Annotated in this window: 16 protein-coding genes; 6 read left to right on the top strand and 10 right to left on the bottom strand. The window is 64.4% G+C overall.

The window, feature by feature from the left end:
* Positions 1 to 3: 3 nt before the first annotated feature.
* Positions 4 to 873, bottom strand: a complete 870-nt coding sequence (locus ACYR7D_RS05715) for an alpha/beta fold hydrolase (protein WP_459550039.1) — start codon at positions 871 to 873, stop codon at positions 4 to 6.
* A gap of 189 nt (positions 874 to 1062) precedes the next feature.
* Between ACYR7D_RS05715 and ACYR7D_RS05710 the strand changes: the two genes are divergently transcribed.
* Together ACYR7D_RS05710 and ACYR7D_RS05705 are read left to right on the top strand one after the other, a co-directional pair.
* Entirely contained in the window at positions 1063 to 1704 is a 642-nt protein-coding gene (locus ACYR7D_RS05710; RefSeq protein ID WP_459548577.1) for a TetR/AcrR family transcriptional regulator, read from the top strand.
* A 302-nt stretch (positions 1705 to 2006) separates the two neighbouring features.
* Positions 2007 to 2417 carry a recombinase family protein gene (locus ACYR7D_RS05705; protein ID WP_459548576.1) on the top strand — a complete coding sequence of 137 codons (411 nt, stop codon included), beginning with the start codon at positions 2007 to 2009 and terminating at the stop codon, positions 2415 to 2417.
* 751 nt (positions 2418 to 3168) lie between these two features.
* Here the strand turns inward: ACYR7D_RS05705 and ACYR7D_RS05700 are convergent.
* The 3 genes from ACYR7D_RS05700 to ACYR7D_RS05690 form a co-directional block, all read right to left on the bottom strand.
* A complete protein-coding gene (locus ACYR7D_RS05700; RefSeq protein ID WP_459548575.1) occupies positions 3169 to 3585 on the bottom strand; it encodes a hypothetical protein in 417 nt (138 codons plus the stop codon).
* A 470-nt stretch (positions 3586 to 4055) separates the two neighbouring features.
* On the bottom strand, positions 4056 to 4379 hold the full coding sequence (locus ACYR7D_RS05695; RefSeq protein WP_459548574.1) for a hypothetical protein: 324 nt from the start codon (positions 4377 to 4379) through the stop codon (positions 4056 to 4058).
* A 278-nt stretch (positions 4380 to 4657) separates the two neighbouring features.
* A complete protein-coding gene (locus tag ACYR7D_RS05690) occupies positions 4658 to 5146 on the bottom strand; it encodes a hypothetical protein (protein ID WP_459548573.1) in 489 nt (162 codons plus the stop codon).
* 153 nt (positions 5147 to 5299) lie between these two features.
* Between ACYR7D_RS05690 and ACYR7D_RS05685 the strand changes: the two genes are divergently transcribed.
* Complete coding sequence (locus ACYR7D_RS05685; RefSeq protein ID WP_459548572.1) at positions 5300 to 6439, top strand: DUF4238 domain-containing protein; 1140 nt, start codon at positions 5300 to 5302, stop codon at positions 6437 to 6439.
* A gap of 149 nt (positions 6440 to 6588) precedes the next feature.
* Here ACYR7D_RS05685 and ACYR7D_RS05680 read toward each other — a convergent pair whose 3' ends face one another.
* Together ACYR7D_RS05680 and ACYR7D_RS05675 are read right to left on the bottom strand one after the other, a co-directional pair.
* Positions 6589 to 6894 carry a helix-turn-helix domain-containing protein gene (locus ACYR7D_RS05680; RefSeq protein ID WP_459548571.1) on the bottom strand — a complete coding sequence of 102 codons (306 nt, stop codon included), beginning with the start codon at positions 6892 to 6894 and terminating at the stop codon, positions 6589 to 6591.
* 405 nt (positions 6895 to 7299) lie between these two features.
* Complete coding sequence (locus ACYR7D_RS05675; protein ID WP_459548570.1) at positions 7300 to 7656, bottom strand: type II toxin-antitoxin system RelE/ParE family toxin; 357 nt, start codon at positions 7654 to 7656, stop codon at positions 7300 to 7302.
* Between the two features lie 373 nt (positions 7657 to 8029).
* On the opposite strand from ACYR7D_RS05675, the gene ACYR7D_RS05670 reads away from it, so the two are divergent.
* Both ACYR7D_RS05670 and ACYR7D_RS05665 read left to right on the top strand, forming a co-directional pair.
* Entirely contained in the window at positions 8030 to 8254 is a 225-nt protein-coding gene (locus ACYR7D_RS05670) for a hypothetical protein (protein WP_459548569.1), read from the top strand.
* A 171-nt stretch (positions 8255 to 8425) separates the two neighbouring features.
* Positions 8426 to 8551, top strand: coding sequence for a hypothetical protein (locus ACYR7D_RS05665; RefSeq protein WP_459548568.1), 126 nt, complete (start codon positions 8426 to 8428; stop codon positions 8549 to 8551).
* A gap of 79 nt (positions 8552 to 8630) precedes the next feature.
* Here the strand turns inward: ACYR7D_RS05665 and ACYR7D_RS05660 are convergent, their stop codons facing one another.
* Complete coding sequence (locus ACYR7D_RS05660; protein ID WP_459548567.1) at positions 8631 to 8852, bottom strand: hypothetical protein; 222 nt, start codon at positions 8850 to 8852, stop codon at positions 8631 to 8633.
* Positions 8853 to 8928: 76 nt separating this feature from the next.
* Here ACYR7D_RS05660 and ACYR7D_RS05655 point away from each other — a divergent pair, with 76 nt between their 5' ends.
* Complete coding sequence (locus ACYR7D_RS05655) at positions 8929 to 10041, top strand: hypothetical protein (protein ID WP_459548566.1); 1113 nt, start codon at positions 8929 to 8931, stop codon at positions 10039 to 10041.
* A 649-nt stretch (positions 10042 to 10690) separates the two neighbouring features.
* Here the strand turns inward: ACYR7D_RS05655 and ACYR7D_RS05650 are convergent.
* The 3 genes from ACYR7D_RS05650 to ACYR7D_RS05640 all read right to left on the bottom strand — a co-directional run bounded on the left by ACYR7D_RS05650 (position 10691) and on the right by ACYR7D_RS05640 (position 14420).
* Positions 10691 to 11947 (bottom strand): site-specific integrase, encoded by a 1257-nt coding sequence (locus tag ACYR7D_RS05650; RefSeq protein ID WP_459548565.1) that lies wholly within the window; start codon positions 11945 to 11947, stop codon positions 10691 to 10693.
* Positions 11948 to 12491: 544 nt separating this feature from the next.
* Positions 12492 to 13457, bottom strand: a complete 966-nt coding sequence (locus tag ACYR7D_RS05645) for a hypothetical protein (RefSeq protein WP_459548564.1) — start codon at positions 13455 to 13457, stop codon at positions 12492 to 12494.
* 36 nt (positions 13458 to 13493) lie between these two features.
* A complete protein-coding gene (locus tag ACYR7D_RS05640) occupies positions 13494 to 14420 on the bottom strand; it encodes a site-specific integrase (RefSeq protein WP_459548563.1) in 927 nt (308 codons plus the stop codon).
* Positions 14421 to 14467: the final 47 nt, after the last annotated feature.

Raw genomic sequence — 14467 nt, 5'->3', positions numbered from 1 at the left:
CGGTCACGGTGTGGCCTCTAGGAAGGCTGCCGCGAGTGAGTTGAACAGCTCCGCGCGTTCCCACTGGACCCAGTGCCCGGTCTTCGCGGGCAGGTAGATATCGCAGTTCGGCATTCGCTCGGCGAGCAGCTGCGCTCCGGCCGGGCGGTTCACCTTGTCCTCTGCGCCCCAGAGCACCAGCGTCGGATGGGTGACCTTCGCCAGCCGCGGATCCCTGGTCAGGTCCATCCGCCACATCGTCTTCGGCGCGGACGGGCCCGAGGGCCGCCGAAGCGGCGGGTTCGCGATCACCTCGGGGTCGAGACTGGCCTGATACCGGGTGTCGATCATCTCTTCGGTTACCGCGCTTGCGTCGTAGACCAGGTATTCGCGGATGAATTCGGCCAGCTTGACTCGGCTGGGCCCACTTCCGCCGTAGTAGGACAACAGCGACTGCAAACCCTTCGTCGGCAGCGCCCGGGTGGTCCCGATGCCGCCGGGACCCATCAAAATCAGCCGCCCGACCTTTTCCGGGCGATCCATGGCCAGCCGCAGCGCCGCGGCACCGCCGTAGGAATTGCCGATCAGATGCGCGGACTCGATATCGAGGGCATCGAGCAAACCGCCGACCGCGGCAGCCAGGTCGCCGAACGGATCGGTCTGATCGATCCGCTTGGTAGACCGGCCATAGCCGGGCATATCCGGCACGATCACCCGGAACCGGCCGGCGAGCGCCTCGATATTGCGGGAATAGTTCGACAGGCCCGAGGCGCCGGGACCCCCGCCGTGCAGCAGCACGACAGCAGGCCCGGAGCCCGATTCGGTGAAGAAGATCTCGCGGTCGCCGACCCGGACCGTCTGCCCGGCCTCGACGCCATTGTCTGTGCTTGTCACGGCCACCTCCACTGAGTTAATGATGAAATCATCAGTCCAGAGCGAATCCCTTGTCAAGAAGAAATGATGAAATAATCAAAAAGCATGGCTTCCCGCCGTCAGCGGTCGCCGGATCATCCTTGGTGGCGGAATCGTGTCTGATGTTTTCGTCAGTTACGATTGTGGTGACGATCCGAGGTGGAGGGCCCGATGACTGCCGAACCCGAGGTGCGCACTCGCACCGATCGGCGCCGCGAGCGCACCCGCAATGCTCTGTTGGGCGCCGCGCGCATGTTCCTGTCCGAAGGCCGTTCCGCGGTGAGCATCCAGGAGATCACCGACGCCGCCGACGTCGGCTTCGGCTCGTTCTACAACCACTTCGAGTCGAAAGATCAGCTGTTCGACGAGGCCGTTCGATCCGCACTCCAGGCCTACAGCGAGATGCGCGATGTGATCGTGGCCCTCTATGAGGACCCGGCCGAAGTGTTCGCCGTCAGTTTTCGCATGACCGGCCGCCTGCAGCGCCAGATCCCGGAGATGGTCCGCGTCGTACTCAACTCCGGAATGTCGATCATGCTTCGCGACGAAGGCCTGGCCCCGCGAGCGCGCCGCGATATCCTCGCCGCCCAAGAATCCGGGCGGTTCGAGCCGATGAATCCGGATATGGCCGTCATGGCGGCCGGCGGCGCTCTACTCGGCCTGCTCCAGTTGCTCGACGCCCACCCCGAGGCCGACGCCGACGCCCTCTCCGATGAGATGACCTACCGCGCGCTGCGAATGTTCGGGATGAACAAGCGCACCGCACAACGGCTGATCTCCCAACCTCTACCGGAACTGCCCCAGGTCGCCTAACTGCCGAAACGGGCCTCATCGACCTCTCGGGCGACATCCGCAACGGTGTAGCCCCGGTGCCGTTCGGCTGCCCGGCCGTGGGTGGTCCCCGGGCAAGGCGGAGGCGATGACCGGGGACCGGCCCCATTCGAATCGGCCGAAGACCTGCTGCACTGCCCTCGAACGGCCTGCTAACGGTGGTGTGCCGCCCTGTGGTGCGAGCGCTCGGCTGCTGTGCGCGGACCTGGAAGGGCCGCGCTCGTGCACGCGGCTGTCGATGAGCATCGTCACCGGGGCGGCCCTGTGCCTCGGACGATTGCTGCATGACAACCCCGAACGGCGGCGCCCCGAGTGGGACAAATGCTTCGACCACCTACGCCGCGGCGACCCCACCCGGAAGGTTCCTGTTCCACGTCATCGCCGCCATGGACGAGATGACCGCCGACCTCATCAGCGAGGGGACCCTCGAAGGCCTCGAATCAGCCCGCGCCCGCGGCCGCATCGGCCGACGGCCGCCCGCGCTGACCGAACAGTCTCACGGCCAGCACGATCCTCCTGTGGCGCAACCACAAAGCAGGAACCGCCTGAACCGCCGACACACGCTGTCCTCGCAGCATCGCTGCGAGGACCCACCACCCCCCCCTGACCGACCCAGCCCGATAGCCGCGCCACTCACACAGCCTGCGAACGGAACCCCAGGTCAACACGCCGCCCGGAACCCCGCCGAGCACTGACATCCCGTGTCGTCCGCTGCTGACATTGCTGTCGTATCCGCAGGTCAGATCACTGACATTCTGGTGTCGCCTCTCAGGATGGCGATTCACATGAGAAAACGACACGTCAAATGAGAATCGACATGTCGTCGTCGTTCATCGTTGTTGTCTACCCAAGGCGACAACATCACCGCATGGGACTTGGAAATCGCCGCATTCAACCAGGTGCCGTCCCCGTTCATACAGCTCGAAATACTTCCGGGAATGAGCCATCTGAGCCTGTACTCCGACCGCAACGACACCAACGTGGCCGCCGCATTGATCCGCGACTGGTATGGGCAAAGCTTTGCGTCATGACCCGCCGGCCGTCGGCTATCACCACTGAGGTCGGCGCTCAGGATCGTCGGCGATCTCTAAGCGCCCGTTCCCCTGCATCGGCCATACTCCGATGGTCGTACCGGAGGCTCTGAACTGCGGGAATGTACGGTTTGCTCAGCGGGCGGTCGAGATCGGTCCACGCCGTGCCGCCAGTTCGACCCTGTCCTGAGGGCACCGGTACGGCCAGCGTTCGGGAAATTCGACTGTTCCGTTGCATACGGAACAGTCGAATTTCCCGAACACGGGCAGGTCAGGGCGGCAGTGCCCACCTGACCGTCTCGGGATCCGCGTCCGCCTCGGATCGCTCGATGCGGCTGGCCGGCACCTCATCGTCGGCTCCGCGGGCAGGGTTCATCACTCGAATCACCGTCCGCCGGTACCACGCCAACAGCGTCTACCGACTGCGGCCAACGGTAGCGCCGATCACATGGACCCCGTCATCGCCCGCGGCCTCCCACGAGAACTCTCCCTGGCAATATGCGTCCTCGAAATCTCTGATGACTTCGAGGACGCTTTGCCCTGTGTCGCTGGCCCATTGCGCAATGCAGGTCGTCACCTCGGCACCGTCGGTTCTGCGCAGCCGAATAGGCGTATAGGTCAACATTTCGAGACACAATTCGCCGGACATTGATGTAGCGTCCGGATCGGTCCGACCTTCCGCCAGACTGCCAGCGATCTCGAAAGCGCGCAGAGGGAACTGCCAGACCGGGACACCTGCCGGTTTCTCGCTCAGCGCCGCGGTCCACTCTTTGATGTTACGTAGCACCAGCCGATGCATGTCCGGGTCGTCGGGATACGCCTGATCCTGCATGTGAACTCCTCAGACTCGATGTCGACTTCCAGTCCCACCACCGCGTCCGAGAGCGGGAGCGGTCAGTCGACCCTGGCGGCCCCCTCTCCCCGAGGGCACTCTGCTCTCTGTAGCGGCGAACAGCCACGCATTGTGCACATTGGTGAGGCAATTGTTCAGCGCGGCTGCTCTTCGTAGAGCGGCGCGCCGACGGGTATCGAATCTGGTCGCGTTGGCCCTGTGGGCCGGCTCTGCCGCGTAGTGCCTCGGATTCGATCGCGCAGGCAGAGCTGCGGCGACAGCACTCGGTGCCGGGGACGGGCTGCTCGTGCCGCCGCCTACCGCTCTGAGCTGTGGTCAAACCCCTGTGACCGCAGCATTTGACCTGTTGGCGATTTCGCATCGACGGTGGGCATCGGTACAGCCGGAATGTCTAATCCGGGTGATACCGCTCGCGTTCGAAGCCTGACTTGACCCGCTCGGAGGAGGAATTACAGGTGTTTGCCGCGGTCGACCTCAAAAGCGGTCCGCAGGTCCTGCTCGATCAGGCGGCGAATATACGCCGACCGGCTCAGCCGCAGGTCGCTCGCCCGTAGTTGGCATCGCAGGTCCAGATCATCGGACATCGCCACCGGTCGCGGCCGCATTTCCGGTCCAAGGTCGGCATCTGTGTCGGGAGCCAATTCGAACTCGACCGGTTCACCGGTGAAAACCAGTCGATCGGTTAGAGCCCGGAGCTGCTCGGGGGTCATCGCCTCCATTTCGGCGCGAACCTCCGCGGCTCTGTCGGCCCGGTCGCTGAAATCGCTGGTCACAGGGTTGACTGTACGCCTGAACGACAAGAGGCACCTTGCCGTGCGGATACGGAATCGTAGATCATTTCCCCCAGGCGTGGTCCAGATCAGCCTCCGCCGACCTGAGGCCTCGTTGTCGACGCGTCCATCTCGTTGCCGAGATATCTGAAGCGCTGCATGCGGTGCGACAGGCACGCAGGCAACCGGGATATTCAGCGCCGCTCGTCGGGCTCGCCGTCGCGGCTACGAGTCCCGCGACCATGCCGCCGCCACACTCCCAGAATGTCCCGCGCTGTATCTCACCAGAGCACTTCGCATCGTCCGATCACGTCGGCGTATGCCCGGACCAGGCCGAAATCTGCAGCGTGGAACATCTCGGTCTCCTCGCTGACCCGGCCGTCGCCGCGGGCGTAGAACAGACGCGACCCGTCCGCGAGGCGCCTGGCGTAGGCCTTCACACGAGCTTCGGCGTAGGCCAGCTCGGCCGCTGGAATGGGCACGGTTTTCCAAACCTGCTCGATGCTGAGCGTGTGCCTCTGGCGGAACTGCCCCCTCAGAGAGCTCTGACGCGCCGCCCACTTGCCGGTGCGCCCTACCTTGATCCAGTCATCACTCAAGCCGAGGACGTAGAGATAGCCGAACGAACCATCCTCGGGGTACGCACAAAGACCGGTTGCATCGAAGTCCAGCAGCCAGCTCTCGAACCTCCACTCCTTGTACTCCGGGACCCATTCGACCTTCACGTCCGCGAGCCGGTCGAGAGCCGACCGGCGATATTGCCTGCTCATACCCATGAATATGTCGAAAACGTTCGTCTCATTATCAAGATTTCGAGGCGGCATCGGGCACGCCCGGCCTCCGCGGCCAGTCGCAGGTAGGCCAGTCGGAAAATCGGTATCGATACGTTCAACCGTTGAGAAGCGATGGTCTCGATGTGAAAGATGGCAACCCTGGCGGCAGCGGGCGGTCTCACCGCAATGCGGCCCGCGCCAGCCGGTCTACGAGGTGATGCGGTGTCTGTCCCGGAGAAGCACCATTACGTGCCGCAATTCCTGCTCAGGCGGTTCGCTGACAGCAACAAGAAGCTCCTCGTATACAGCGCGGACAAGGATGAGCGTCCACGCTGGGCGCCCGTGCGAAAGGTCGCGCAAACCCTTCGCGGGCACACCCTGTACTGGCCCGGGCGCGAACCCGACCACACCATCCTCGAAGCAAGCATGGGCTCAATAGAAACGGCTACGGGCAAGGTGCTCGCGTCATTGCTCAGCAGCTACGTCCGAACGCTGTCGGATGAAGCTCGTGAAGTGCTCGGATTCTTCATCGCCTTGCAGTGGTATCGATCCCGCTTCATGATCGAGATTCTCGAGCGTAGCGTTCTGGATCCCGGCGCCTCAATCGATGAACTCGCCTTATCGTTAGGTATCCGACAGATTCAGACGGGCGTGCTCTGGCCTTGGCAAGCTCGGCTCGCAGGGGAGTTCGACCCGAAAGAGCGTCACTGCTACATAGCTGATTGGCTCCAGTACGGTCCGTGGTCATGGCACCTCTATCGGCCGACTGGCCCGAAACTCGTTGTAGGCGACACCACCGTGTGCATGTGGGGAGTGGCCGCAGGCGCGACCAGCGAGCTGCCTGAACGCTGGACGCATCATGGTATGGGTGTCGGGTTCAGTAACTGCGCGCGGATTACTGTGCCGCTGGCTCCAAATCTCGGTCTGATCATCGTCCGGAACGACCGGCCGGACCTGCGGAAAGTTGATGCCGCGGCGTTCAACCGCGCCACAATCTTCAATTCGCGGGAGTTCGTTGCACACCATACCGGCGGCCTACCGGATCCTGCATTGCACCGGAGTCTGCTTGAGGATCTGTGCCTTCAGCGTCAAATCCTGCCGGTCGTCCGCGACGCCGCACGCAGCGGAGCAGATATGGAACGCGAAGCTTCGCTCAGAGCTGACCACTTGGGTGGATTCTTGGGGTCGAGGAACGAATCCAACCCATTCCAGCCCTACAGATCCGCAGGTAGTGGCCTGAAACCGGCATTTACTCCACCTTCCTCGGTGCAGCCCCCTTCGCCTTCATAATGTCTCAGTTCGGGTGCGCCGCCGGTCTCGGTAGCCACGCTGTCGACATGCGTTACTGCAGTAGGGGTTGGGTGTCATTACACAGTGAGGCCCGGGACGGCGACTGGTGTCGCTGTCCCGGGCCAAGCGATCTGGCAATCCGAATTCGATTACGCGGGTGTGAGTTCGATGTTCAATTGCACTTCCAGCGCGCTCGCGAGTCGGTCGAGGGTCTGGATCGTGGGCACGCCATCGCCTGCCTCGAATCGGCTGATGGCGTTCTGCTTCATCCCTGCCCGCTTCGCCAGTTCGCTCTGAGTCCATCCTCGCGCCTCCCGCGCATGCCGGACCTGCTCGCCGAGCCGGTAGGCAATCTCAGCTGCACGGTAGGCGGCCTGGTACTCCGGGGTTGCGCGAGCTTCTGCGCTGCGGCGGGTGAATTCCTCCTGGCTGATCTTTCGTTCTGTGGTGGTCATGGTTTATCTGCCCTTTGTAGGTTGGTGCCTCTCCCTCGGCCCCGTTGCAGCGGGACCGAGGGAGGTTCGTACGCCTTGCCTTCTGCCTTGCCTCCTAGGCAGAGGGACTGAAGATCTCTCATGCCGGCGTTGTTCACACGGCTCCGAGCTCTTCGCTGGGGTTGGTCGTCGTAGTCCTACCGCCCTGGAGGTGGGTGCCGTCTCGACTGGCAAAGTGGTATTGGCGGACTTGCAACGGTGTAGGTCATCGGTCTCGTGCCTCCCTATTTCCAGGGGTGTGGGTCGATCTTCTGGATGTGATGCTGTGTGCTGTTCTGTCCGAAATCGTCACCGGGCGGCAAGTCGAGGGAGTGGGTGGCTTTCGCGGTTCCTGCCGCGGCCCGCGAAAGCCCACCACCAGGTGGATCAGGTCTCGAACACGTTGTGATACGTCCGGTCGTGTTTTTTCTCGCACACCTTCTTCGCCCGCACGGCACGGTCGACCTCATTGGCCTCGTGCTGTGCCGACTTCGTGAAGACAGTCAGGAGAATGATCTTGCGGTCCCCGGGAAACCAGTAGGTGATCCGGACGTTCCGGTTCCTGGAGATCTCGAAGCGGAGCTCACGGACACCATCCTTGAGATGGCGGCAGTGAGGCTCGGTCAGTTCTGGGCCCTTCTCGGCAAGGAGGCCCGCCCTGAAGTCCGCGCGGGCGCGATCTCCAGGACCCAAGTCCAGCAGAAAGTCCACGACTTCCTGCTCGGCAATAATCTCGAACAACACCGGTCCAGGTTATCACGTAGATGTGATACTACCTGATCAGACCCTTTTCCTCTAGTCCATGATGAAGCCGTCAGTTCACACCCGCGGTATGGCGATCAGGCACTTAAGGACCGGGAACGGTGGTCCACCCGCATCAAGGATCCGCCGACCGCCGGCCGATCATGCGTGCGCCAGTCGGTGGCTTCAGCGCGCAACAGGGCTGGCGCGGTCCGCCTGATAGAACCGCCGGCGCGCAACCGGGCGCCGGGGAACCCAAAGGACGGAAAGCCAGTAATGGACTGGGAACACAACCTCCGTACCGCCAGACCGGGCGGTACTGAGGATCGCGCAGAGCGAGTGGGATGAATGCCGGACCGAGTTCGCGCCTGAAACGGTGCGGTGGGCCGATGCTCTGCGGATCGCCGCGTTCGGCGGCGCCGAGGGTGGCGCGGAGTGTGGGCACGACGCCACATTCCTGCTGCCGGCGGAACTGCTGCATGAGATGCCGGGCCCGCTGGCGGCCGCGCTGGCCGGCGTACCGCTGGAACCGCCGGAAGGCCCGTGGCCGAACTGGGCCCGTACCGATCACCCGATCACCCGATCGACTGGCCTGCGCTGATCGCCGAAGATCCGGGGCTGACTTGGGACCAGGGGATGTTGGAGGCGAACATGGGCGCCAGCGGCGTTGCCGCCGCATACCGGCCTTTTGGACGATCACGGCCTCGATCCGTACATGGACGTATGCCTGTGGTTCAGAGTTCGATGGTCGGTTCGCGATCGAACCACCGCCATGTGGTCAGAAACCGGCGACCTCGCGGTGAGCCGTCAGGTCGACGGCGTCCTGGTGAACAGCGGACGACCGCGGGACCGGCTGCGGGACGAAGGGGCATGCTGGTTCTGGATGCTCGACGCCTGAGATCCCCGAACAAGACGAGAACCGGCCAGCTCACATCTGGCCGGTTCTCGCGTTCCAGGGTCGCACACAGGCCCATGGGTCACTGGCCGCGTAGCTGCTGGATCTCGGTCTCGAGTGCCTTTACCGCCTCATACAGCGCGTGAACAACGGCCTGTGATGCCTGCCCACCGCTTCTGTTCCAGTGTTCGTAGATCGCCGCCGAGAGGGGAAGCCCCTCAGGCTTGCCACCAGGAAACGCGTAGCCCGGCGGCCGGGTGGGATCAGGGCCAATGTATCCGTGTTCCACCGATATATCCGTCATGGCTGCCGAAGCCTACGCCTGACCGCCGTCAAATAACGGATCGCGGAATCGCCTGGTCGCGGTAGACAATCATTGCGTGCTGACCGAGCCGTGGCCCATGGATTACGACCCGACCCTTCCGCCGCGCTGGAACCGGGAAGCTTCCCCCGCGCCTCTTGTGGTTTATCTGGACCAATGGTGCTACGCCCATCTCGCCCACGACCGCGCAGGAAACCCCCAAATTCCTGACGAGGCGGGCTGCTTCGACCACTTCCGGCAGCTCGCCCTCGACGCGAAGGTCGTGTTCGCGCTCTCCCCGGTCAACTACTACGAGAACTCGACGCGCGAGCATGAGGACGGCCGCTGGGACACCGCGGTCACGATGGCCGAGCTGACCGGCTTCAACACAATGAATCTGTCCGGGCTCAATCTCTGGGATGCCCTGGTCGGTACTGCCACCTACCTCGGGATGAACAGCGCAATACCTCGTCCGGAAGTTTTCGGGTGGGGGAGGGCCCACTGCTTCACCGGCCGAGAGGTACGGGCCGAGGTCGTTGATACGCTCACCGGCCAACGCCTCACTGGGGATGGTCTGCCCGAGGGAACCGAGCAACGGATGGCGGACCGGGTCGAGCTCGCTGCCCTGGCGCGACGTGACCCTCGGCTCGAGCCCGGCATGCCGGCGTTTGCCGCGGTACCGGATGATGGCAAGGGCGATCGGCTTGTTCAGAACGAACACAGTATTCGGGCCATGATCGACGAGAAGGACCGCACCCCGTCAAGGGTTCGAGGCCTCGTCGAGGGCCTGTGCTACGCCGATCCGACCACCATGACGCATATCATCGAGGCATGTCTGGTGTTGGGTTTAGCTCCAGATGCCATCGCCACCGATATCGGCAAGTATCTGGACGACCAGGAGTACACGGCGGCGGTGTCGGCGTTTCTCGCCTGCATGCCGATCCAAGGACGCTTCTCCGAGCTGCGAGTTCAAGCTCATCTGCAGCCCAACCGGACTTTGAAGTCCAGCGACGCGCGTGACTACCTCGCCATCGCAGCGATTTCACCATTCGTCGACTACCTGGTTACAGACAAGGGAATGTTCTCGTTGGCCATGGCCGGTCGTCTCAACGAAAGGAAAGGCGCCACCGTCATGCGCCGGCTCGCGGGACTTCGACAGAGTCTGGACCTCGAACTGGCCGCACGCCAGTAACCGACGATCAGATAGTGCTCACCGCGCGGCCTCACCCCCAGCTGCCTGTGCGGTCGGTGCACCGTTGGAGGCTGCAGATGTCCGTCTGCCACCGGGTCTTGCCGGCCGCGTCGGTGAACAGCTCGAGCTTGCCCTCCATGCCTACCTCCCGCTCGGGTGAAGCTGGATCAAGCCTGGTCACCCTGCACGCTACGAGCCACCCGGCCACCCGCCCGGACGGACACGCAGACACCACCGGGTCGGGGTTGCTCGCGTCACAGAACCTGCTCGGAACAGCTCCACTGGTGCTGCCGTTGAACACCGGTGTTGGCACCCGCACAGCCCCGGGGTTCACCCCATTCGTAGACGGGCGCAACTACCCGCTCGTCCAGCATAACCGCAGGTGGCCGTGATTGGAGGAGTCGAATGAGCGCACGCCGCCGCACGGCCCTCTGCGGAGGCGCTTACCTGAGCTCGTTGCTGTGCCGAGAGGTTCAGCACGCCGCCATGGCCTGCGTGAGCGTGTCGTCTCGGTCTGCTGGAGGGTGAGCCATCATGCCGGTTTTACCGTGACCCGGGCTTGGGCGTAGTGCAAAGGCCGCGGACAAGCGGTCCTATTCTTCCCATGCGCAGCGGTACCGTGTGGGACGGCTAAGCGGACCGACTGGCGTCACAGGGGAAGCCTGTCGACCGCGTTGCGGCGGTATCGGGGCTCTCGGACGTAGTAGCGGTCGACTGACTCGGTCTTCCTGTGGCCGCTCTGCAGTTTGATGTCTTCGCTCGAGATGCCTTCGGCGTGGGCCTGGGTGATGAAACCGGATCGGAGGGAGCCTCCGCTGATTCGGGCGATCTGCGCTGGCTGAAAACCTGCTTCTCGGCACCGCTTCTTGAGCACATAAGCAATGGTCTGGTCTGTGATCGGTTGACCGGTGTCGACGGGTAGATACTGCGTGGACTTTGCCAGCGGGCGCCAGACCGGCGCGGTGGCGCGGGGCGGTGCTGGCAGCTCTCGGCCACAGTGGTGGTATTGGGGGTTGTGGTCGATGTTGTCCAGAACTCTGATCACTGTTCGGCGGGCCGCCCACGACTGCTGGTTTCTGGTCTCACGACGGTCTTTTATGCTGCCGATTGTCCTGTCGTATCGTGCCACCAGGACGAGCCAGTCCAGCAGCCGGCACCAAGGGCAGTAACGAGGGTCGCGGCTACGCGGAAGTCGGGCGTAATCCGCAGTGGTACGGGAGGTATTCGATCCGCGGATCCGCATCATGATCCATTGCCGCCCAGAATCGTCGTCGTCAGTGGCAATGATCAGATCGCCGAGCCGAATCGCAGCGATTTCTGAGCGTTGACGCGCCGAATAGAATCCCATCACGATCAGCGCGGTATCGCGACACGCGGTAATCCGGGACTTCCAATCTCCCTCGGCCGCCCGAGCGCTGATCGAGTCGATCAACGTACACAGGTCTGCGGCTACGAGCGGGTAGACCCTTTCCGGGGTCCGCCCGGCATCGGTCCGGCGCCTTGCCATCGAGACAAGCACAGATCGCACGACCGGGGTCGAGCTGGGATCCGGAAGTCCGGCATCGAGATGGTCGCGGCGGATTGCGGCAGCCCACACCCTCAGCGTCGAGGCCGAGAACCGGTAGGCGGCCCCCTCTCCTTCGGCGTCGGCCGCAGCAAGGAAGGCGGCGACTACCTCAGGGTCGGCTGGCCTCGAGCTATACCCCCGCGCGGCGCACCACGCCTTGAACCGCTGTACCGGAGCCCGATAGACGAGCGCGGTCTTCTTCGAGACCGTCGATTGGAGTCCGTTGGGCCGACAGCTGGTTACTGCCTCATCGGCGTCGTCCGTCCCACCTCCGACCTCGCGATCGGTGAGTTGCATGCCATGGCGTCCGATCGCCGATACTGCGTCCTGGTCTATCACGGTGGCGGTCCCTCCGTGAAAGTTTGTCCCTGCGTCGCTTCGGGGCCTCGGCGGCTGAGCAGGAGCTTTCAAGCCTGCTCTGCTACTGCTCCGCAGGTCTGCCGTCGCATCACCGAGGCTTCTCGAATCTCATCGCTGGTGGCTTTGTGTTTGGTCGGCTGTGCACTTACTGAGGTCCTGGTACAGATCAGCGCTCTGCGGTTGAACTGCCGATGCTCTTGCCGGCCAGCCGGGGCCGTACCGAGGGCGGCGCTTGCTTCGAAGTGCTGTACTCACTCCCGGGAGATACGTCGCATCATCCGCCTGCTACCTGCGGAGACGACGCCATCCCTCAGTCAATCTCCGCCACCTCAGCGGCTATGTCAAGGTACTGAAGCGCTGGCTCGGTGAAGTGGGAGCGACTCGGGTCCGCCGGACAGCGACTTCTGTCTACGCTCATGACCGGGGCCGGTCGAGGCGGTGGTTCACCTTGGCCACGCGGCCTTTCGGAGCCTGGCCCGTGATGTTCACGATCCGGTTTTGGTTGTCCGCGCGGATTGTGTGCTTACACGAGCGCGGGGCGATGGGCGCCCGGTGGGAAGTCCAGCACCGCGGGGACCGGGAGTGCCTCGATCCGGTCGAGGATGTCGTCGAGCTCGTGCAGGAGAGGTTGGGCGCGGTGCCGGGCGGCGATACCGCGCTGGTAGTAGTTCGGGTCGAGCGCCGTGGCAGCGGTAGCCGCCGGGCACGGGCGTACTGCGGCGAGGGTGATTGTTGCGATGGTTTCGGCTGGTAGGGGGTCGAGTTCGCCGATGTAGCCGTGGGCGATGCCGCAGGCATCGAATTCAGTGAGATAGGGCTGTCCGGAGAACGCTTCGAGTAGCTCCGGATCGTCGCCTTCGGCACCGGTGAGGATCCGCTCCGCAATGAGATGACCGCGGGGTTCGGGTGCGTGAGCCAGGATGGCCTGCCAGCGTCGGAACACCGCGACCGGGCAGGTCTCGGGTTCACCGGTAGCGGGCAGCTCGACCAGCGGTTGGGCTCCCACAGTGACTGCGGCGTGGGTGACTCGGATCTGGTTCTGGGTGAGGTTGGCGATCTGGGCCCAGCGCAGGCCGGCAGTGCCCAGCAACAGGATCACCGCGTCACGGCGACCCCACAGGCCTTCGGGCCAGCTGGTGGTGGGCAGCCGGCGGAGTGTCGGGTCGGCTTGGGCCCTCATATCGCTCAGCCGGGCGGCCCGTTCGGGGTTTAGAGCGCGGCGCACCGGTTCGGCGTCCCCGGGGGCCGGCCAGCCCATGAGGTGGTGGGCGGCGTTCAGGGCGGTGACGCGGTTGCGCCGCATGCCCGATGTTCCGGAGTTTTCCTCGAGATAGGAAAGCGTGACGGCAGCCGAATACCCACCACCGGGCAACGCCGGCTGATCGGTGGCCCGCGCCCAGCGTACGAACTGCCGCCACTCGCGGGCCTTTTCGCCGGTGAGGCCAGGGAGGGCGGTGGTGACAGACCTGTCGCTGTGGAGTCCGGTCATCGTTCGTCCTGCGCGGGTGGATTGTGCCTCGGGGCATCACAGGCCGAGATCGACACGAGTGCTGCGGGGTACATGGCTGCTGTCGTAGCGCAGCGCTGTGGCCGAGTTCTTCCACCGTCCCAGTGCCTGCACCTCTTCGACGGTGGCGCCGCGGTCGAATGCCTCGGCGGCGGTGCCGGCGCGGAGGCTGTGAGCGCGCATCACCTCGACGCCAGCAGCGCGGGAACGCTTTTCGAGGATGTGACCGACCGAGCGATCCGACAACGGAGCCGGGCGAGGGGCACCGCCGTGGTCGACCGGTCGGAACAGCGGGGCTGCAGTATCAACGGCATCCGGCCACGCACCGTCGCAGCGATGGCTGTGCGCGGCGGCGGTGTCGGTACGTGCGAACCGCTGCACCGACACGGCCACGGCATCCTCGACCGCAGGCGGGTCCATGATCGAGGCCTGTTGCTGGCGGCGGCGCTCGACGGCGGCCGCGCCGTCGCAGACCGCGACAATATCGAGCCATCGCGCCACTGCACACCACGGGCAGCGCAGCCCATCATTTCGGCCCCGGGGGATATAGGCATAGGCGTTCTCGGCCCGCGCTCGTTCGTGCCTGCGGATTCGCAGCCGCAGCAGCGGCTCGCCAGCGAGGCCGGCCTCGACGACGAGATCACCGACGACCAGCGCAGCGATCTCGCTGCGGCGCAGCGCCGCCGCGAAGCCCAGACACAGCAGCGCGATATCGCGGCGTGCGGCGACCTGTTCTTTCCACGTCAGCGCCGTGGTTTGGGCGGTCTCAACCATCCGGGCCACAACCCGCAGCGTCGCGGCAGGTGTCTGTTGTGGGACGTGTACAGCACGGAGTTCTGCCATCACGGCCCGGACAGCGGGATCTGCGGTGGGGTCGGCCAGCCCGCTGTCCTGGTGGGCGCGTGCGATGGCCGCGCAGAGGACGCCGATGGAATTGGCGGCCAAGCCGTCGCGGTCGGCGGACAGAGCCAGGAACCGCTCGACGGTGCGTG

This window comes from Nocardia sp. X0981, from assembly GCF_977089955.1.
The sequence above is the reverse complement of the archived record's forward strand: the minus strand, read 5'-3'. Positions and strand labels throughout refer to the sequence as shown.

Excerpts from the sequence above, each read along its gene's own strand:
- ACYR7D_RS05665 (WP_459548568.1), top strand. The coding sequence starts at position 8,426 with ATGTGGTCAGAAACCGGCGACCTCGCGGTGAGCCGTCAGGTCGACGGC.
- ACYR7D_RS05680 (WP_459548571.1), bottom strand. The coding sequence starts at position 6,894 with ATGACCACCACAGAACGAAAGATCAGCCAGGAGGAATTCACCCGCCGC.
- ACYR7D_RS05705 (WP_459548576.1), top strand. The coding sequence starts at position 2,007 with ATGACAACCCCGAACGGCGGCGCCCCGAGTGGGACAAATGCTTCGACC.
- ACYR7D_RS05660 (WP_459548567.1), bottom strand. The coding sequence starts at position 8,852 with ATGACGGATATATCGGTGGAACACGGATACATTGGCCCTGATCCCACC.
- ACYR7D_RS05645 (WP_459548564.1), bottom strand. The coding sequence starts at position 13,457 with ATGACCGGACTCCACAGCGACAGGTCTGTCACCACCGCCCTCCCTGGC.
- ACYR7D_RS05700 (WP_459548575.1), bottom strand. The coding sequence starts at position 3,585 with ATGCAGGATCAGGCGTATCCCGACGACCCGGACATGCATCGGCTGGTG.
- ACYR7D_RS05685 (WP_459548572.1), top strand. The coding sequence starts at position 5,300 with ATGGCAACCCTGGCGGCAGCGGGCGGTCTCACCGCAATGCGGCCCGCG.
- ACYR7D_RS05710 (WP_459548577.1), top strand. The coding sequence starts at position 1,063 with ATGACTGCCGAACCCGAGGTGCGCACTCGCACCGATCGGCGCCGCGAG.
- ACYR7D_RS05690 (WP_459548573.1), bottom strand. The coding sequence starts at position 5,146 with ATGAGCAGGCAATATCGCCGGTCGGCTCTCGACCGGCTCGCGGACGTG.